At 56.5% G+C, this 17,933-nt stretch carries 19 protein-coding genes; 16 read left to right on the forward strand and 3 right to left on the reverse strand.

The genetic code is table 11. The features are described from left to right. Positions 1-165: 165 nt before the first annotated feature. From rimP to BED41_RS06370, 15 genes are all read left to right on the forward strand, one after another. Positions 166-669: a ribosome maturation factor RimP gene (gene rimP, locus BED41_RS06300; protein WP_168160240.1), complete on the forward strand. Its 504-nt coding sequence runs from the start codon at positions 166-168 to the stop codon at positions 667-669. A gap of 32 nt (positions 670-701) precedes the next feature. Continuing rightward, positions 702-1,811 carry a transcription termination factor NusA gene (nusA, locus tag BED41_RS06305; protein ID WP_066744160.1) on the forward strand — a complete coding sequence of 370 codons (1,110 nt, stop codon included), beginning with the start codon at positions 702-704 and terminating at the stop codon, positions 1,809-1,811. A 9-nt stretch (positions 1,812-1,820) separates the two neighbouring features. Beyond that, entirely contained in the window at positions 1,821-2,117 is a 297-nt protein-coding gene (gene rnpM, locus BED41_RS06310) for an RNase P modulator RnpM (RefSeq protein ID WP_066744161.1), read from the forward strand. Position 2,118: 1 nt separating this feature from the next. After that, on the forward strand, positions 2,119-2,460 hold the full coding sequence (locus BED41_RS06315; RefSeq protein WP_066744162.1) for a L7Ae/L30e/S12e/Gadd45 family ribosomal protein: 342 nt from the start codon (positions 2,119-2,121) through the stop codon (positions 2,458-2,460). After that, the gene (gene infB / locus BED41_RS06320; RefSeq protein WP_066744163.1) at positions 2,453-4,504 is read left to right on the forward strand and encodes a translation initiation factor IF-2; all 2,052 of its coding nucleotides are present in this window, start codon (positions 2,453-2,455) and stop codon (positions 4,502-4,504) included. The genes BED41_RS06315 and infB overlap by 8 nt, the downstream gene beginning before the upstream one ends. 154 nt (positions 4,505-4,658) lie before the next feature. Further along, positions 4,659-4,976, forward strand: a complete 318-nt coding sequence (locus BED41_RS06325; RefSeq protein ID WP_066744164.1) for a DUF503 domain-containing protein — start codon at positions 4,659-4,661, stop codon at positions 4,974-4,976. Next, complete coding sequence (gene rbfA / locus BED41_RS06330; protein WP_066744167.1) at positions 4,957-5,334, forward strand: 30S ribosome-binding factor RbfA; 378 nt, start codon at positions 4,957-4,959, stop codon at positions 5,332-5,334. Before BED41_RS06325 ends, rbfA begins: the two co-directional genes overlap by 20 nt. Next, positions 5,331-6,338 carry a DHH family phosphoesterase gene (locus tag BED41_RS06335; protein ID WP_066744169.1) on the forward strand — a complete coding sequence of 336 codons (1,008 nt, stop codon included), beginning with the start codon at positions 5,331-5,333 and terminating at the stop codon, positions 6,336-6,338. The genes rbfA and BED41_RS06335 overlap by 4 nt, the downstream gene beginning before the upstream one ends. Beyond that, positions 6,307-7,245 carry a tRNA pseudouridine(55) synthase TruB gene (gene truB / locus BED41_RS06340; protein ID WP_066744171.1) on the forward strand — a complete coding sequence of 313 codons (939 nt, stop codon included), beginning with the start codon at positions 6,307-6,309 and terminating at the stop codon, positions 7,243-7,245. Before BED41_RS06335 ends, truB begins: the two co-directional genes overlap by 32 nt. Then, a complete protein-coding gene (gene ribF, locus BED41_RS06345; protein WP_066744176.1) occupies positions 7,242-8,198 on the forward strand; it encodes a riboflavin biosynthesis protein RibF in 957 nt (318 codons plus the stop codon). Before truB ends, ribF begins: the two co-directional genes overlap by 4 nt. Positions 8,199-8,238: 40 nt before the next feature. Beyond that, positions 8,239-9,297, forward strand: coding sequence for a peptidylprolyl isomerase (locus BED41_RS06350; RefSeq protein ID WP_157102282.1), 1,059 nt, complete (start codon positions 8,239-8,241; stop codon positions 9,295-9,297). Between the two features lie 208 nt (positions 9,298-9,505). Next, a complete protein-coding gene (locus BED41_RS06355) occupies positions 9,506-10,279 on the forward strand; it encodes a glucose 1-dehydrogenase (protein ID WP_066744178.1) in 774 nt (257 codons plus the stop codon). 104 nt (positions 10,280-10,383) lie between these two features. Beyond that, positions 10,384-11,226 carry a tetratricopeptide repeat protein gene (locus BED41_RS06360; protein ID WP_066744179.1) on the forward strand — a complete coding sequence of 281 codons (843 nt, stop codon included), beginning with the start codon at positions 10,384-10,386 and terminating at the stop codon, positions 11,224-11,226. A 22-nt stretch (positions 11,227-11,248) separates the two neighbouring features. Next, positions 11,249-12,163, forward strand: coding sequence for a DUF4037 domain-containing protein (locus tag BED41_RS06365; protein WP_157102283.1), 915 nt, complete (start codon positions 11,249-11,251; stop codon positions 12,161-12,163). A gap of 5 nt (positions 12,164-12,168) precedes the next feature. After that, positions 12,169-12,795 (forward strand): DUF4125 family protein, encoded by a 627-nt coding sequence (locus BED41_RS06370; RefSeq protein ID WP_066744184.1) that lies wholly within the window; start codon positions 12,169-12,171, stop codon positions 12,793-12,795. A 130-nt stretch (positions 12,796-12,925) separates the two neighbouring features. Here the strand turns inward: BED41_RS06370 and nhaC are convergent, their stop codons facing one another. Then, a complete protein-coding gene (nhaC, locus tag BED41_RS06375; RefSeq protein ID WP_229712410.1) occupies positions 12,926-14,377 on the reverse strand; it encodes a Na+/H+ antiporter NhaC in 1,452 nt (483 codons plus the stop codon). A gap of 73 nt (positions 14,378-14,450) precedes the next feature. Here nhaC and BED41_RS06380 point away from each other — a divergent pair, with 73 nt between their 5' ends. Then, complete coding sequence (locus tag BED41_RS06380) at positions 14,451-15,692, forward strand: IS256 family transposase (RefSeq protein WP_066742107.1); 1,242 nt, start codon at positions 14,451-14,453, stop codon at positions 15,690-15,692. A 258-nt stretch (positions 15,693-15,950) separates the two neighbouring features. Here the strand turns inward: BED41_RS06380 and BED41_RS06385 are convergent, their stop codons facing one another. Together BED41_RS06385 and BED41_RS06390 are read right to left on the reverse strand one after the other, a co-directional pair. Beyond that, positions 15,951-16,217: a 4Fe-4S dicluster domain-containing protein gene (locus BED41_RS06385; RefSeq protein WP_066744188.1), complete on the reverse strand. Its 267-nt coding sequence runs from the start codon at positions 16,215-16,217 to the stop codon at positions 15,951-15,953. Positions 16,218-16,223: 6 nt separating this feature from the next. Continuing rightward, complete coding sequence (locus BED41_RS06390) at positions 16,224-17,858, reverse strand: FAD-dependent oxidoreductase (RefSeq protein ID WP_066744190.1); 1,635 nt, start codon at positions 17,856-17,858, stop codon at positions 16,224-16,226. Between the last annotated feature and the right edge of the window lie 75 nt (positions 17,859-17,933).

Consider the following 17,933-nt stretch of genomic DNA (forward strand, 5'->3'; position numbering starts at 1 on the left):
CCGGCGGGGCGGGCGCAGGGGCTGTTCTCATGCGCCTGCACCGGTTAAATGCTATTGATGTTTGCTTTTTTTTGAAAAAGTGCTACAATTTAAGAGCTAATTCAGGAGAAATGACTGGAAGAGTGGGGTGTGCCCACTCTTCTTTTGTTACGGGAGGTGTTCTTTTTGAACCGGGAAAAATACAGCGAAATACACGGCGCCCTCTACCAGCGCGCCGAATCGCTTGGATATGAGTGCGCCGGCTTCGAGATCGTCTCGGAGGCAGGCATGGATATCCTCAGGCTGTACCTGGAAATGCCTGGCGGCATAGATATAGAGGACTGCGAGCGGGTCTCGCGGGAGGTCAGCGAATACCTCGACACGATAGAGGACGACCTGCCGGAGAGGTATTTTCTGGAGATCAGCTCTCCCGGCCTGGAACGCCCGCTTTTCGTTATTGAGGATTACCGGCGCTTTGAAGGTAAAGAGGCTCAAATATACCTGAAGAAGGGCGGCCGCACGCTGAAAGGAACACTTTCAGGAACGACGCCGGATGACGAGGCGGTCATCATGACCTCCGAGGGAGAGCGGCGCGTCTCTCTCGACGATATAAAACGGGCTCATCTCATATATATACCGCAGACGGGCCAGAAAAAAACCTTTAAAAAGATACCGAAAAAGAAAAAATAAACCGTTACCACGAAGGGAGTCGAATTGGAAAAATGCAGCTTGGAAAAGATTTTAAAAAGGTTCTCCGGCAGATAGAGGAGGAGAAGGGGCTCTCGGAGGAGACGATCGTCTCCAGCCTCGAGGCGGCGATGGTCTCGGCCTATAAGAAGTTCAAGGGCGGAAATCAGCACACCGAAGTCTACATAGATGTCGAAAACGGTGAGTTCTCTCTTTATGAGGTTTACGAGATCGTGGAAGAGGTGGTCAATCCCGACGCGGAGATGACCCTTGAAGAGGCGGAACGCCGCGGATACAAGGAGCTCGAGGTCGGCGACATCATCCGTACAGAGGTGCTGCCGGAGGATTTCGGGCGCATTGCGGCGCAGACGGCGCGGCAGGTCATCATCCAGAAGCTCAAGGACGCCGAGCGTCAGGTGGTGTACGAACAGTTCTCCGACAAGATCGGAAACATCGTCACCGGTTCGATATTCAAGGCTGAGGGCGACCAGATACTCGTCCGCCTCAACGACAAGACGGAGGCGATCATGCCGAAAGAGGAGCGTATCCTCGGTGAGAAGTATATTCCCGGCAGCCGCATGAAGTTTTATCTTCTCGACGTGCGCCAGACGACGCGCGGCCCGCGTATCATCGTCTCGCGTACCCATCCCGGACTCCTGCGCCGTCTGCTGGAGCTCGAGGTGCCCGAGATACAGGACGGCGTCGTCGAGATCCGCAACATAGTCCGCGAGGCCGGCACCCGCGCGAAGATCGCCGTGGCGAGCCTCGACGTCAATGTTGAGCCGCTCGGCGCCTGCGTCGGCAAGCAGGGTGGCCGCATTAAGTCGATAAGCAGCGAGCTTAACGGCGAGAGGATCGACATCATTGTATTTAACAACGATCCGCTGAAATATATCGTGAACGCGCTCTCTCCAGCGAAGGTCGTGCGGATCGAGCCGCTTCTTGATCAGGACCGTTCGGTCATCGCCTATGTCCGCTCCGATCAGCTCTCGCTCGCCATTGGCAAGGCAGGGCAGAATGTGCGTCTCGCGGCGCGCCTGACCGGTTGGAAGATCGACATCAAGGTCAAGGAAGAGGAAAAACTGCCGACGATGAAGGACCTCTTCATGGATCTCTCCGAGATAATCGACGAGGATAATAAATAGGAGCGTCCTATGGATAAGCAGAGTTCTCAGCCGGTGCTGAAAAAACAGAGGCCGCGGACCTGCGTCGGCTGCGGGGAGGAGTCCCCGAAGCGTATCCTGCTGCGCGTTATCAGGACGCCTGATGGCGAGGTGCGCTATGATCCAACGGGAAAGGCCAACGGCCGCGGTGCGTATGTCTGCGCCCGGCGTTCCTGCGTAGAGTCCGCGAAGAAGAAAAAATCCTTTTCGCGGGCGCTGAAGGCCGAGGTTCCCGAGCCCCTTTACGCCGAGCTGCTGGAAAAATGCGGCGATGAAGAGGCTGGTTAGGATGGGCGCTCCGACAGAGAGGGCGCTCAGCATGCTCAGCCTCGCGCGGCGGGCTCAGGAGCTGCTGATCGGCCAGGATAAGATATTTGAGGCGCTGCGCGGCGGGAAGCGGCTTGTGGTATTCGTGACGGAGGACTGCTCCGAAAACGTGCTTCGCAAGCTGCATTCGGCGGAAGAGCGCGGCGAATTGAATATATTCATATTAAAAGATACCGGCAGGGAGCTTCTTGGAAGACATCTCGGGATAAACGCCGCGCAGGCCGCGGCGCTTCCGGAGGGAAGCGGTTTTGCCGAAAAAATAGTTTCATTATTGAATGAAGACAGGAGTGATGCGGATGAGTAAAATCAGAGTATATGATCTTGCGAAGATGCTGGAAAAAAGCAATACGGAGATGGTGGAGATACTGACAAAACTCGGAGTCAGTATTAAATCGCATATGAGTTCGATAGACGAAGGACTTATCCCGATGGTGGAGGAGTCCCTTAAAGAGGCGAAAGAGGCCGCCGCGCAGCAGGCAATAGAGGAGATATCGACCTACCCGACGGTAAATGTTCCCGAGGGAGCCTCCGTCTCCGATATTGCGGCGCTGATCGGCGAAAAGGCCGGCAGCGCGGTCAAAGCCCTGATGGCCGAGGGGCTTATGGTACCCGCGACGACACGGGCCGACGAAAAGGTGCTCCAGATACTGGGCAAGAGCTATAAGAAGAATTTTGTCTTTGGCAAAGAACCCGAAAAGACGGCGGAACCCGAGGCGGCGCCCGCCGCGCCTGCGGTAAAAGAGCAGCAGGCGCAGCCGCAGCGTCCCCAGCCCGCCGCTAAAAAGGCGAAGGGCAAAGAAAAATCAAAGAAGAAACACAGCGGCGCCGGAGAGGCGGAGACGCGCCCGCCAATCATCACCGTCATGGGACACGTCGACCACGGGAAGACGACGCTGCTTGACAACATCAGAAAGACCCATGTTACCGAAAAAGAGGCCGGCGGCATCACGCAGCACATCGGAGCCTCCCGCGTCGAATATAACGGCAACACGCTTGTCTTCCTCGATACTCCTGGCCACGAGGCGTTCACCTCGATGCGCGCGCGCGGCGCACAGGTCACGGATATCGCGATCCTTGTAGTCGCCGCCGACGACGGTATCAAGCCGCAGACGATCGAGGCGCTCAACCACGCGAAGGCGGCTGGCGTTCCCATCGTCGTCGCCGTAAACAAGATGGACAAACCGGAGGCGAAACCCGAGAGGGTCCGCCAGCAGCTATCGGACTACGGACTGGTCCCCGAAGAGTGGGGCGGCGATACCATCATGGTGGATGTGGCCGCCAAGCAGGGGCTCCACGTTGACGACCTTCTTGAGATGCTGCTCATCGTCGCTGAAATGCAGGAGCTCAAGGCCGACCCGAAGGCCGCTCCGACCGGCACCGTCATCGAGGCGAACCTTGATAAGGGCAAGGGGCCGGTCGCTACCGTCATCGTCCAGGAGGGTACGCTGCACCGCGGCGACATCATCCACACCGGCACGGCGTGGGGCAAGATCCGCGCGATGATCGACGATAAGGGCAACAACGTGAACTCAGCCGGTCCCAGTATGCCGGTCGAGATCCTTGGACTGGAAAACGTACCGCAGCCGGGAGAGAAGTTCACCACGCTCTCCACGGAGCGAGAGGCGCGCGACCTCATCTCGCAGAGCGAATTTGAGCGCCGCGAGACGGACCAGAGCAAGGCGAAGCGCCTGACGCTCGAAGAGCTCTATGAGAAGATGCAGACGGAAGAGATCCCGCAGCTGCGTATCGTCCTCAAGACGGATGTGCAGGGCTCGCTGGAGGCCTTCCATTCTTCGCTGATGAAGATGAGTACGAACGCGGTCTCCGTGAACATCGTGCACGAGGGCGTCGGCCGCATCTCCGAATCGGACGTCATGCTCGCCTCCGCCTCCAACGCCATCATCATCGGCTTTAACGTCCGCCCGGACAGCAACGCGAAGAAGATCGCCGAGAACGAGGGCGTCCAGATACGCCTTTACCAGGTCATCTACGACATGCTGGACGACGTAAAGGCCGCTATGGAGGGTATGCTGGCTCCCGAACTGCGCGAGCACACTCTCGGCCTGGCGGAGATACGCGAAATATTCCGCGTGCCGAAGGTCGGCAACATCGCGGGATGCCGTATAACCGAGGGACTTATGCGCAGAAGCGCGAAGGTGCGCCTCATCCGTGACGGCGTCGTCTTCTGGAACGGCGAGCTGTCGAGCCTCAAGCACTTCAAGGACGACGTGCGCGAGATCAAGGCGGGCAACGAATGCGGCCTCAGCTTTGAAAAGTTCCAGGACTTTAAGGTCGGCGACGTAATCGAGGCCTACGAGATACTTAAAGAGAAAAAGACTCTGGAGTAGATTAGATTAAGCCTGCCGCCCCGTCCATGCGAAGCGCCGCGGCGGCGGATTTATTCCGCCGCCTTCGCGGTTCGGCATTATGCGGCGGGCGGCGGCAGGCAGAATATACCTTTTAAGACTGCCAAAGGCATGCTGTAATTGGAGTGAAGATAAGATGTCCTTTTGGATAGCTGCGGCGCAGCTTTCACTGAGGCTTCCCTTTGCGGGCAGCCTCAAAGACCGCAGACATGTGGTGCGCTCTCTCACGGACGGCGTACGCGGACGTTTCGCCATCTCCGCCTCCGACCTTGGGCCGGACGGATGTCATAACGCCGCCGAACTGGGCTTCGCGGCGGCGGGTTCTTCCTCCGCGGAGCTTGACGAAAGAATGGGCAACCTTGAAAAATATCTGTATCAGAGGGAAGAAGAGGGAGAATTCGAGATAACCGGATTCTCGCTGGAGGTGTTCAATTATGGCGACCTATCGAATTGACAGGATAAACAAAGAATTTCTGCGTCTCATCTCCGAGATGCTCCAGACGCGGATAAAGAGGGCGGAGGCGGCGGAGGCCGTGCTCACGAAGGTCTCCGTATCGCGTGACCTGAGCTACGCAAAGGTCTTTTATACCCTTATAAAGGAAGAAAACCGCGAAAAGGTCCAGGCCGTGCTCGACTCGGCGGCGGGTCCCCTCCGTTCGATGCTGGGCAAGGAGATGCACCTGCGTACGATCCCCGAGCTTCACTTCTGCTATGACGACTCGGAAAACAAAGCGCGTGCGATGGACGAGCTGCTTGATAAAGTGGCGGAGCTTGACGCGCAGAAGAGGGCCGAAAGGGACGCTCAGCAGTGACGGCGGAGAAGAACGGCCTCTTTGACGAGGTGCTGAAAAAGCTGAAAAGACATGATTCGTGGGTGATACTCTGCCATGAAAATCCTGACGGAGACACCCTCGGCAGCGCCTTCGCGCTCTATTCCCTGGGAAAGCGGGAGGGTAAATCAGTTATGATTGTCTGTCCAGACAGTCTGCCGGATACCTTCTCCTTCTTTCCGCATGCGGCGGAGCTGCGCGTAACCAAAAGCCTTCCTGCCGGAGAGGTGCGGAACGCTCTGCTGGCCGCCGTCGACATCAGCACGGAAAAGCGTACGCTCGCCAACATGCCGGAGCTGCTGTCGGCCTGCGCCGACTCCGTCAACATCGACCACCACGGCGACAACACGATGTTCGCCGCGACGAATCTCGTCGTGCCAAGTGCCTCCGCCACCGCGGAGATAATTACCGCGTTGCTTTCGGCCTACGGCAAAGGCATCACCGAGGGGGAGGCCTCTGCGCTCTACACGGCGCTGGTGACCGATAACGGCAACTTTCGTTACAACTCGACCTCGGTGGAGAGCCACGGCTGCGCGCAGCTCCTGCTCGAAGCGGGGGCGAAGCCGACGGAGATCGACGACCGCATCAACGAAAATATGACTGATAAAATTTTGCGCCTCTGGGGGCTTGCCCTATCGCGCACTGAGCTCTTTGCCGGCGGTAAATGCGCTCTATTCTGGCTCCGCGGTTTCGAGATCGACGGCGCGGATGCGGATTCCAACGCCCTTGACGGCCTCATCAACATGCTGATGCGTATCAAAGGCGTAAAGGTGGCGCTCTTTCTCGCGGAGAAAAACGGCAATAATAAGCTCAGCGTGAGAAGCCGCGCGCCCTACAGCGCGCGCGATCTTGCCTCCCGCTTCGGCGGCGGCGGCCATCAGAACGCCGCCGGCGCTAAAATTTCAGGTGGTTTTGAGGATACCCTCGCGTCGGTAAAAAAAGAGGCTGAAAAGTATGTCGCTTTCGGGAATACTTCCGCTCAATAAACCGGCAGGGCTCAGAAGCACTTACTGTGTACAGAGAGTGCGCGGCATCCTTGGCAAAAAGATAAAGACGGGACACGGCGGAACTCTCGATTCTACCGCCTCCGGCCTTCTGCTCGTGCTGGTGGGGCAGGCGACGCGCCTCTCGAACTTCGTCATGGAGATGCCAAAACGCTATGAGGCGGAGATCGCCTTCGGCGCCGCCACTTCGACCGACGATATGAGCGGCGAGGTAACGGCGCGCGCGCCATGGGAGCATATCACCGACGAGATGATCGACTCTGCGCTCTGCGGCTTTATGGGCTGGCGCATGCAGTCTCCGCCAGCGGTCTCCGCCGTCCACATCGAGGGCGAACGGGCCCACGCTCTGGCGCGCGGCGGGCGGGCGGTCATACCGGAGGCCAAACCGGTCTGCTTTGTAAAAATATCCCGCCTCTCTTCGCTGGACGGTAGCGGCAGGGTGAGAATGTGCGTCGATTGCCGCAAGGGCACCTACATACGCAGCTTTGCCCGCGACCTTGGCGAACGCCTTGGCTCGCTGGCCCATATTGCCAGCCTTGCGAGAATATCAAGCGGTCCCTTCTCTATTACTAAGGCTAAAGGCGCGGAGGCCCTTTTTGAAATGTCGCGCGAGGAACTTGCTGCGGAGCTGATCCCAGTTACAGGTCTCTGCGAACTCTTTCCAGGCTACGAGGCGGACGGCGATTCTTTCGAGCGGCTGTCTCATGGACAGCGGATAACGCTCGCCGGGCTGAAACGCCGTCCGCTCGTACAGACCGCGCCGCTTGCCGGCAGGCTGGTCGTCGCTTCGGAAAGGATATTCTCCATCTGTTCGCCCTTTCCCTGTGGGGGGACCTTTGAGCTGGCTCCCGAGGTCAACATAATAATCCAGGGGGGCGGGGCCGAATGATATACGCGCTTGGGGCCTTTGACGGCTTTCACCTAGGTCACCGGCGGCTTCTTGAAATGGCTAAGCGGGAATCCGCACAAAGAGACACCGGCTGGGGAGTCATCACCTTCGAGGGCCATCCACGGATGCTCCTTAACCGTGACAACTTCAAACTGCTTTTCACGCCGCCCGAAAGGGACCTGATCGCCCGTTACCTTGGCATACCGCGCATGGAGAAGATACACTTCACGCATGAATTCGCGGCGCTTGAACCACGCGGGTTTGCGGACTACATCGCGGAAAAATACCGCGTCGACGGCCTTGTCATCGGTGAAAACTTCCGCTTTGGCAGGGGACGCTCCGGCAATCCCGTCGTGCTTGCCGAACTTGCGCGGGAACGCGGCTGGTCGCTCGATGTCATCCCCTCCTACAAGGCCGAGGGGCGGGTGGTAAGCAGCACCGCGACGAGAGAGGCCGTCCTGGCCGGCAAAATGGCGCTGGCCTGCGAACTTCTGGGCTATCCGTTCATTATCAGCGGCAGAGTGGTGCAGGGGGAGGCGCGGGGACGGCTGCTCGGATACCGCACCGCGAATATATCCGTCAAAGAGGGCAAGATATATCCTCCGCACGGCGTCTACGCGGCCCTTTCATATATAGAGGGGGAGTGGCGCAGCGTCGCGCTCAACATCGGCAGCAACCCGACCTTTGACGACGGACGCCGCGCGCCGCGCTGCGAGGCGCACGTGATAGACTTTGACGACGGCCTATACGGCAGCCTAATGCGGCTCTTCATCATCGGACGTATCCGCGGCGAGAGAAAATTTGACGGAGCGGAAGAGCTTATCGGACAGATCGGCGCTGATGTGGAGGCCTGCACTAAGCTCTGCGCGAAATACGCCGCGGAAAAAGAGGCCGAACTCGGTAATTTTGCCTCGGTCTTTGACAGTATCGGGGCGCTAGCGTATCATAACTAAGTTATAAACAAAGTGATTATTTTGAGGAGGAAGATTTCCCTTGCTGAGAACTATGCGGAACTATACCAAAGTAATAATGATAATCGTGATACTATTCTTCGTGGCTTCATGCTTCGCGGGATACGGGCTCTACTCCCGTGGCAACAGGGGCGGCGGAGACGGAATGCGCGATTACCCCGTGGCGGAGGTCAACGGCAGGAAAGTTCTGCGTTCCGAGCTTGAAAAGGGCGCGGCGCAGATCTCCGAGCAGTACGGCAGCAACGTCAGCTCGGCGGACATCCCTCAGATCAGAAGGGCCGCTCTTGACGGCATTATCATTCAGGGCGAGCTGCAGAAGGAGATCTCCAACAGAAAGATAGACGTTCCCAGCGACGAGATAGACGCGGCCTACACCAGGGCGATGGACAGCTATCCCACGCGCGAGGAATTTATGGAATTTATCAAGCGCAGCGGGCTCACCGAAAAACAGATAAAAGAAGACATCAAAAAGCAGCTCCAGATGCAGAAGCTCATGGAGTCGCTTGAAAAAGATGTCGCGGTGGACGACAAAGAGGTCCGCGCCTTCTACGACACGGCGAAGAATTTCCTCTATAAGCAACCCGCGGGCGTGATGGTCAACATCGCCACCTTCAAGGACAAGGCGGCGGCCGAAGCGGCGCAGAAGGCGATCGCCGGCGGCGCGAAGTGGGATGCAGAGATAGAGAAATACAAAAACGACATCGAGATGGCAACCTCCTATGACAAACCGACGATCATAACCGACCAGATGCTGCAGCAGAAAGAGCTCTCCGTCCTCAAGGATTACCCGATGAATAAGGTCACTCCTGTTGAGAGCGCCGGAGAGAACCACAGCTACATCGCCATCAAACGCAGTAAATCAGCCGAGCGTGTGCTTCCCTTCGACGAAGTGAGCGGCGACGTTACGGCGGTGATCAAAAACCAGAAGATGCAGCAGGCTCAGCAGAAATTCTACGGAGAGCTGCTCTCCCGCGCGAATGTGAAGGTGCTGGACGCCTCCATCTTCCCCGAGGAAAAGCAGCCCGAGGCGGCCTCCTCCGACCAGACGGCGCCCGCGGCCTCCGAGGATAAGAAAGATTGACGCGAAAGCGGCAAACGGACAAAAGAGAAACATACTGAAATGGCCGGAGATGACTCCGGCCATTTTTGTATGCTTCGCTGGGTGATTTGGCCTTTTCGGCGCGTGCGCGCCGTTATATATTTTCAAGTATGAATTGTTAAGCGGCGGGAGGAGCCTTATTCGTGCCCGCCTTAAAACAGATAAAATATAAAATAGAGGTGTATTTGCCATGGTAACGGGAAAACTTATTGATTTACGGGGAAAGGCAGCTGTGGTCACGGGAGCGGCCGCGGGGATAGGAAAGGCCTCCGCGATGATGCTGGCGCGTTCCGGGGCCTCCGTCGCGCTGTTGGACAGAAATTATGACGCGGCGGCTCTCTCAGCCTCCGAGATCGCCTCGGAGTGCGGTGTACAGACAAAGGCCTACCGCTGTGACGTCCTCGCCGAGCTGGATAGTGAGGCCGTAATTGAAGAGGCGGCGAGGGATTTCGGCGCGATAAACATCCTCGTCAACAACGCTGGCGGCGGTGGAGGCGGCAGGGAAATATTTGACGGACTTACGGACGATTATCTCAATAAAATATTCGGCCTCAACGTCTACAGCATATTCAGGTTTTCACGCCTCTGCCTTCCCCATATGAAGCGCGCGGGATACGGTTCCATCATAAACATCAGCTCGATGGCGAGCGTCATGAGCAGCATGAACATGTCTGTCTACAGCGCCTCAAAGGCGGCTGTCAACGCGCTGACGCGCCAGATGGCGATCGACGTCGCCCCGGTCCGCGTGAATGCCGTCGCCCCCGGCGCGGTAAAGACCGAGGCGCTGGCTTCGGTGCTCACTGAGGAAATGGAACGCAAGATGCTGGCCTTGACGCCGCTGAACAGGCTTGGCACGCCAGAGGATATTGCTTCGGCTGTACTTTTCTTTGCCTCACCGATGTCATCCTGGGTGTCGGGGCAGACCCTGATTGTATCCGGCGGCGGCGCGCAGGTGCTGGAATGAGTATCACGGCAAAACAATAATTGTTTTATTATCGTACCCTTGTCAGATTTCACGCTCTTATATACACTGGGCTTAAATGATCTTGGCAAAGGGCTGATTTTATAATGGACATCGAAAAAGTACTGAGCCGCTTTGAGGAGCTGCTCTCGCAGGGCCGCGTTGACGAAGCCGGGCAGTATCTGGAAGAGACGGCAGCCGTTAGCGAAAGAGGCGGCGACGGCCTCGCGGAGGCCTCCTGCCGCAACGAACTGACGGGTTTTTGGCGTGTCTGCGGCCAAAGAGAAAAAAGTTACGCCTCCGCGGAAAGAGCCTTAGCCCTGCTTTCAGAGAATGGTCTTGCCGGAAGCATCGACTACGCGACGGTTCTGCTGAACTACGCCACCGCTAAATCCGCCTTCGGCGAGAGCGCGGAGGCGCTGCCGCTCTACAGGCGGGTGGAGGAGTGTTACCGGGAGCTGCTGCCGGCCTCCGACTACCGCCGCGCGAGCCTATACAACAATATGGCGCAGGCTCTGCTGCGGGACGGGAATACGAATGAGGCGGCGGAATATTTTGAAAAATCCCTGCGTCTGCTGGCGGAGATGACAGATGTCGATTCCGAGAGGGCGACCTGCAATACCAACATCGCCTTCTGTCTGCTCGCGGAGGGACGGCTCGACGAGGCGCAGAAGTCGCTTGAAGTGGCGGAAGAGGGCTTTCGCCTCCTGCCGGGCGATCCCCATTATGACGGCGCGCTCTCCTGCCGCGGGCGGCTGGAATATCTGCGCGGCAGGTACGAAGAGGCCGCCGAGGCCTACCGCCGGCTGGCAGACAATATTGAGGGGCGTTTTGGGCGCAATATAAACTACGCGGCGGCCTGCCGCAGCTGCGCCAAGGCCTTCGCCGCCGCGGGCCTCGCCGACGAGGCGGAGCGTTTCAGCCTGCTGGCTGAATTAGCCGGCAGATAGAGGAATATTGGAGGGGATCGGAATGCAGGGACTTGAACTATGCCGCCTGTTTTATCTACAGCATGGCGCGCCGCTGATCGAGAGCCGTCTCGGCGAAAGGTCGCGCCGCGTCGCCGTCGGGCTGGCGGGGCAGGGTTCGGACTGTCTCGGATTTGACGACGAACTCTCGCGTGACCACGACTTTGGCCCCGGCTTTTGCCTGTGGCTGACTGACGAGGACGACGAAGACTTCGGCGACGAGCTGCGGCGGTTATACGCGGAGCTGCCTAAGTTGTTCCTCGGATATGCCCGCAACGCCACGCCGCAGGGCGCGGATAGAGTCGGCGTGATGCGGATAAGCCGCTTTTACGCGCAATATACGGGCTGCCGGGGCATTCCATCCGGCGACGCCGCCTGGCTGCGTATCCCGGAACATCTGCTCGCCGCCGCCACCAGCGGCGAAATATTCCGCGACGAACTTGGGGAATTCAGCCGCGTCAGGAACGGCCTGCTGCCCTGTTACCCAGACGACGTGCGTCTGAAGAAGCTGGCGGCGCGAATCTTCGTTATGGCGCAGGCGGGACAATATAACTACGGCAGGATAATGAAACGCCGTGACGAGGTGGCGGCGGCGCTCGCTCTGAGCGAGTTCGTCAAAGCCGCCCTCTCCGCCGTGCACCTGCTGAACCGCAGCTATATGCCTTACTATAAATGGGCCTTCCGCAGCGCGCGCCGTCTGCCGCTGCTTCAGGAGGCGGTCTCCGGGCTTGAGGCCCTCTATTCGCCGGGAGCCGACCGCGAAGCGCTGATAGAATCTATCTGTGCCATGGTCAGCGGTCATCTGGAAAGAGAGGAGCTCTCCTCCGCGAAAGATACCTTCCTGGTCGCGCACGCGGAGGAGATAATGCGGCGTATAAAGAGCGATTATCTGAGAAATTTAGGCGTTATGGTGGGGTAGAAAAAATGGAAAAGCTGATCGACGAAATAATCGGACTTGAATGGTGTTTCTTTGACCGCGTGCGTAACGAGGGCGGTCGGGCCCCCTGCCAGGATGACTGGAAGACCTTCCGCATCATGCGCGGCAGCCAGTTCATGGCCTGGAACAGGCCGCTGCTGGAAAGCTGGCACGGGGACCTCTTACAGGCGCGGGAGCGGGGAGACAACCCGATGACGGAAAAATACGGCTACATGATGTGTATCGCCGACCCCGAGGCCAACCTCGAACTGGCGGCCAGTCTGCCGCCGGTCTCCGAAGAAAAAAAGGCGCTGAGCCGGAAGATCATCGGGCGGCTGGTGCCGCAGAACGCCGCCTTCCGCAGACGCTACCCGCTCCTCGCCGCCCACGCGCGTCCGCTGCGCACCGCGGACGAGAGCGGTGGCGATATGACCTCGATGGAGACCTACCAGCTGGGGGAGTTGTGGACCTATTCGCGGCGAACCCTGACGCTGCTTGATGAGCACCTGCGCGATTTAGAGGCGGCGGGGGTAAATTATCCCGAGCTGGTGATTCGCAACAGCCTTCTCCAGAGAGGGTTTTCCGGCCTTGAAGAGGCGGAGGCCTTCCTGGCAAAAAGACAGCGGGACGCTTAGGGATACCTTTTTTTGGCAGGAGCCATATAAGAGGCTGAGGAACAACGATAAAAAGTAAGAGAGAGAAGGGGACAGATATCCCCCTCCCTCTCTTCGTAGGGTCAAAGATTATCCGCCGCGGCCTCTGCGCTCAGCTGCGGATCTTTTTTATGCTGATGCCGGTTACCGCGTAGAAAATGGCGAACATAAAGCCCGTATAGTTCATGATCGCCCACGGCAGGTAATCGATAGTGGCTACGCCAAGAGTGGCGGCCATGTACGCGGCCCCTCCCGTCCAGGGGATGAGCGCCGTCACAACGGTCCCCGAGTCCTCCAGCGTGCGTGACAAGTTACAGGAAGCCAACCCTCTTGCCTTATATACGTCGCCGAAGAGCTCCGCCGTGACGATTATGGATAAGTACGAGACGCCGCCGATGACGCTCATCAGCAGGGAGGCCGCGACGGTGCTGCTGATGATGCCGGCGTCGGTCTTTACCTTTGTCTGCAGCTTTTCCAGCATTACCTCCAGGCAGCCTGTGCAGGATACGATGCCGCCAAAGACGAAGGCACAGTATGTTATAAGAAGTATCCCCATCATGCTGCTCATTCCGCCGCGGTTCAGCAGCCTGACCACCGCGGAGCTGGCGGCTGCCGCGTCGAAGCCGGCCTTATGCACCATATTGACGTTGAAGCCGTTGGCACAGGCGGTGCAGACGTCGTTGAAAGAAAAGCCCTGAATAAAGATCGCTAAAAGACAGGCCACTACGCTTGAGACGAACATAAGCGGCGCGGTCGGATACTTCATGGCGCTGCCGACCATGACGATCACCAGCGGCAGCAGCAGCAAAATATTCCAGTGATAAATTTGGTTGAACTGCGTCATCATTGTGGATACGAGCTCCGAGCTGACGGCCTCCTGGGAACTGTTGAAACCGGCGATCAAATATACCGCCATTCCCAGCAGGCTTGCCGGCACCGTCGTCCAGAGCATATGTCTGATATGCTCGTAGATATCGGTATTTGTGATTGCCGCCGCCAGCACGGTCGTATCCGACAGCGGGCTCAGCTTGTCGCCAAAATAAGCGCCGGCGACGACCGCTCCCGCGGTAATCGGCAGCGACATCTGCAGTGTGGCGGCGATACTCATAACCACGACTCCGATAGTCCCCACCGCGCCGTAAGAGGTTCCCGACAAAACCGATACGATCGCCGTGGCCAGAAAGGCGGACAAATATAGCACCCGCGTGTCGATGATCTGTATTCCGTAATAGATCATCATCGGCAGCGTGCCGGAGATCATCCACGAGCCGATTAGCATCCCCACCGATACCAGAACTAAAAGCGCGCCTGTGGACTGGCCGATCTTATCCGATATCGCTTTTTGCAGATCGGACCAGGTGTAGCCGAGGTAATAGGCGACGATCGCCGCCACCACGCTCGGCAGCAACAGGATGATGGGGATCGGTAATTTCAGTATCGGAAATCCTACCCCGACGAAAAACAGCATTGCGATCATTGGTAAAAGGGCGACAAACATAGTGGGACGGCGTATCTCTTTTGACGGATGACTCTTATTGGCCTCAGTCATGAGCCTATGAAACAAACTCTGTAAATAAAGAAATCGCCCAAAAAGGCCTTCTGTGATAAATTAAAATTACTTACAGGAGGCCTTTAAAATGGCAAAAGATAAGAAGATTACTCACAAAGTTCAGATGACAGACGGGAAAAGAGATATCATCAGATACCTACTTCAGGAATACGATATCAAATCTGCAAAGGATATCCAGGATGCGCTGAAAGATCTTCTGGGGGGTACGATTAAAGAGATGATGGAGACTGAGATGGACGAACATCTCGGTTATAAGAAATCTCAGCGTTCAGAAGGCAGCGACTACCGCAACGGATACAAACAAAAGCATGTAAACTCAAGTTTTGGAGAGTTTTGCATAGACGTTCCTCAGGACAGGGAATCCAGCTTCGATCCTAAGATAGTAAGAAAGCGACAAAAAGATATTTCCGAGATAGACCAGAAAATAATATCTATGTACGCTAAAGGAATGACTACCCGTCAGATATCGGCAACGATACAGGATATTTACGGGTTCGACGTTTCAGAAGGCTTCATATCGGATGTGACTGACAAGATAATGCCGCAGATCGAAGAATGGCAGAACAGGGCACTCTCCGAAGTCTATCCCATTGTTTTTATAGATGCGATTCATTATTCTGTCAGGGAAGATAACGCTGTAAAGAAGCTCGCAGCCTATGTAATACTTGGAATCAACAGCAACGGTATAAAAGAAGTGCTTTGTCTGCAGGTGGGAGAAAATGAAAGCGCCAAATACTGGCTGACAGTCCTGAATTCCCTGAAGAACCGTGGTGTAAAGGATATCTTCATTCTCTGTGCAGACGGCCTTAGCGGAATGCGCGAAGCAGTAGAAAGTGCGTTCCCGCAGACTGAATACCAGCGCTGCCTTATACATCAGGTCAGGAGCACTATGAAATATGTGGTTGAAAAAGACCGCAAAGAATTTGCCGCAGACCTAAAAACAATATATCAAGCTCCCGACGAGTCCCATGCGCTGGAAGCGAGGGAGCATGTTGCTGAGAAGTGGGGATTAAAATATGCAAATGCAGTGAAGGGGTGGGAGCGCAACTGGGATACGATCTCTCCGATATTTAAATTTTCTTGCCAGGTAAGAAAGGTCATTTACACGACAAACGCGATAGAAAGCCTTAATTCCACCTATCGCAGGCTCAACAGCCAAAGAAGCGTATTCCCCAGCGCAGGCGCCCTTCTGAAAGCCTTATATCTTGCTACTTTTGAAGCAACCAAGAAATGGAGTATGCCAGTTAGGAACTGGCGCAGTATCCTTGGTGAACTAGCTGTAATGTATGAAGGACGGATGCCTGAATAGGCTAAGAATAATAAAAAGCGGCCAGTGTTTGTATTGACACTGGCCACTTAATAGGTTGATAATTTTGTTATACAGGGATCGTTATTAGCCCTAGTTGTATTGGATTTCTCACAGAAGGTCCATATTTACAGAGTTTTTTTCACACGCCCTCAGTCATTTTATTCCCTCCTCAGGATTTATCAGGCTTGATGCGGATAACTAAAAAGACGCCCATATCTCTGGTACGGTGAGCTGAAAAAGGGCGCTCTTGCCGGCCGCTCAAAGCCATTTTTGCCAGTTGAACTCTTCCGGTTGGTTTACGGATGGAGCCATTGTCGTAATATCGTCATAACAGGCCAGCGGTATCGTATGACGGATGGCTCCGTGGCGGCATTCCAACGCGCAGACGCCGCAGTGGCTGCATTCGTCCTGGTAGGCGACGACCGGCCTTTTTTTATCGCCGTCCCAGCCTATCACGTCGTTCGGACAGTGCTTATAGCAGGCTCCGCAGTTCAGACACTTATCATAGATGATCTCCACGCTCATAAATAATTACGCCTCCTTTAACTCCGGCACCTCGCAGGTACCGATCGTCATCTCGCCGTCGTCGTCCCTCTCGATGACCACCCACTTCTCCCACGCGGGGTCGGTGTCGGGGTAATCCGTGCGATAGTGCACATAATTTGCCAGGTGGCGGAAGCGGGTCTCCTTTCGGTACATAGAAGCCCTGATATGCATCTCCGCGTAATCGATGATGCTTTTGGCCTCACAGCAGCGCATCAGTTCGTGAGGGCTGGCCGCAGTCAGCTTATCCGTAAAGTCCCTTCTGTAATCCAAAAGCTTTCCCAGCGCATATTCCATCATGTTCTCGCTCTTGAAATAACCGACGTCGTTTGTGACGAGCTCACGCACGGCCAGTTCCAGCTCTTTGGGATTGATGCCCTCTCTTCTGGCCAGGGGCGCGCATATCTCTTCCTCAAGTTGACGCAGATACGCCTCAGGCGCCTCGGGCTGCCCGATAGCGGAGGCATAGGCCGACGCCTCCTCCGCCGCGATATCCCCGGTGACGCTCGCTCCGACAATCGCCCGCGCGAAAGCGGTCGTAGCTCCAGCGGCGTAGAGTCCGGGAACGGAGGTCCTCAGCCTTTCGTCAACGAGCGGCCCTCCCATGACGCAGCAGGGGTCCAGCTTCATCGGTATAAGGTTCTTTCTTATATCAAGATTCCGCTGCTTAAACCATTGCTTTGTGATGGGATATTCGTTCGACATCTCCCTCTCATACATCTTCAAGGCATCTTCGGGTACGTCCCTTAAATCCCAGTAAAGCGGGCTGCAGCCTTCGATGATCTCCTTCTGCATAATGAAGCAGCGCATGATGCTCTCCTCCGGGGTGTTCAGCAGGACCTCCCCGTTGCGGTTGATGAGCTTGCCCATTTTATCGAACGGCTTGACCCCGACGATGCCGCCGCCGGCCCTGACGGTGACATAATCCCAGTAAAGGAACTCCATGTTGACCATCTTCGCCCCGGCACGATAGGCCATCGTCTCCGCGTCGCCGGTATTAGTCGGTGAAAAATAGGTATTGAAGGGGCCGTCCGGCGCGATATACTGCCTGGTCGTCTCTCCGGTGCAGAGTATCGTCGCCTTGGCGATAAAGGCCGTGAGCTCGCCGCTTCTCGTGTTAAGCCCCACCGCGCCGATCACGCGGCCGCCCTCCTTGATCAGCTCGACGCCCATAGTCCTTTCAAAAATCTTTGTCGTTGTTTTTTCAACGGCCTTTCCCAGCTTGACCTTGGTGTCCACCCCTCTGTATGAAATACAGCAGAAATGGCGTTCCGGGATACGCCAGATAAAATAACTTCCGTCGTCCTCCCTGAGGGGGACGCCGAACTCCTCCAGATCCTTCACGCGCTCATAGGCGTGTACGTCGACCGCCAAAGTCACATTGGGGTCCACCAGATCCTTCTTCGCGGACGCCGCGTATTCTCTGGCCTCCTCATAACTTATCGATTCGGGATGGACTCCGATAGACACATGGTCCATTCCGGGACCGACGCTCCCGCCGCGCCGCAGCGTCGCCTTATCAAGAAGGGCCACGCTCTTTCCCATCTTACTGGCCCTTATTGCGGCGAAACATCCGGCGATGCCGCCGCCAATGACCAGTATCTCAGTCTGTACTATTTTCATGACCGCACCCCTGTTATCGTAAAATTTTTAACAGCATTGGTTACTAAATCGTGATCTAAAGATGTCCTTTGCCTG

It is taken from the genome of Cloacibacillus porcorum, from assembly GCF_001701045.1.
GTDB lineage: Bacteria > Synergistota > Synergistia > Synergistales > Synergistaceae > Cloacibacillus > Cloacibacillus porcorum.

What these genes read in the sequence shown, in the direction of transcription:
- nusA (WP_066744160.1), top strand. Translation starts at nt 702, where the DNA reads ATGCAGCTTGGAAAAGATTTTAAAAAGGTTCTCCGGCAGATAGAGGAG.
- rnpM (WP_066744161.1), top strand. Translation starts at nt 1,821, where the DNA reads ATGGATAAGCAGAGTTCTCAGCCGGTGCTGAAAAAACAGAGGCCGCGG.
- BED41_RS06315 (WP_066744162.1), top strand. Translation starts at nt 2,119, where the DNA reads ATGGGCGCTCCGACAGAGAGGGCGCTCAGCATGCTCAGCCTCGCGCGG.
- infB (WP_066744163.1), top strand. Translation starts at nt 2,453, where the DNA reads ATGAGTAAAATCAGAGTATATGATCTTGCGAAGATGCTGGAAAAAAGC.
- BED41_RS06325 (WP_066744164.1), top strand. Translation starts at nt 4,659, where the DNA reads ATGTCCTTTTGGATAGCTGCGGCGCAGCTTTCACTGAGGCTTCCCTTT.
- rbfA (WP_066744167.1), top strand. Translation starts at nt 4,957, where the DNA reads ATGGCGACCTATCGAATTGACAGGATAAACAAAGAATTTCTGCGTCTC.
- truB (WP_066744171.1), top strand. Translation starts at nt 6,307, where the DNA reads ATGTCGCTTTCGGGAATACTTCCGCTCAATAAACCGGCAGGGCTCAGA.
- ribF (WP_066744176.1), top strand. Translation starts at nt 7,242, where the DNA reads ATGATATACGCGCTTGGGGCCTTTGACGGCTTTCACCTAGGTCACCGG.
- BED41_RS06355 (WP_066744178.1), top strand. Translation starts at nt 9,506, where the DNA reads ATGGTAACGGGAAAACTTATTGATTTACGGGGAAAGGCAGCTGTGGTC.
- BED41_RS06360 (WP_066744179.1), top strand. Translation starts at nt 10,384, where the DNA reads ATGGACATCGAAAAAGTACTGAGCCGCTTTGAGGAGCTGCTCTCGCAG.
- BED41_RS06365 (WP_157102283.1), top strand. Translation starts at nt 11,249, where the DNA reads ATGCAGGGACTTGAACTATGCCGCCTGTTTTATCTACAGCATGGCGCG.
- BED41_RS06370 (WP_066744184.1), top strand. Translation starts at nt 12,169, where the DNA reads ATGGAAAAGCTGATCGACGAAATAATCGGACTTGAATGGTGTTTCTTT.
- BED41_RS06380 (WP_066742107.1), top strand. Translation starts at nt 14,451, where the DNA reads ATGGCAAAAGATAAGAAGATTACTCACAAAGTTCAGATGACAGACGGG.
- BED41_RS06385 (WP_066744188.1), bottom strand. Translation starts at nt 16,217, where the DNA reads ATGAGCGTGGAGATCATCTATGATAAGTGTCTGAACTGCGGAGCCTGC.
- BED41_RS06390 (WP_066744190.1), bottom strand. Translation starts at nt 17,858, where the DNA reads ATGAAAATAGTACAGACTGAGATACTGGTCATTGGCGGCGGCATCGCC.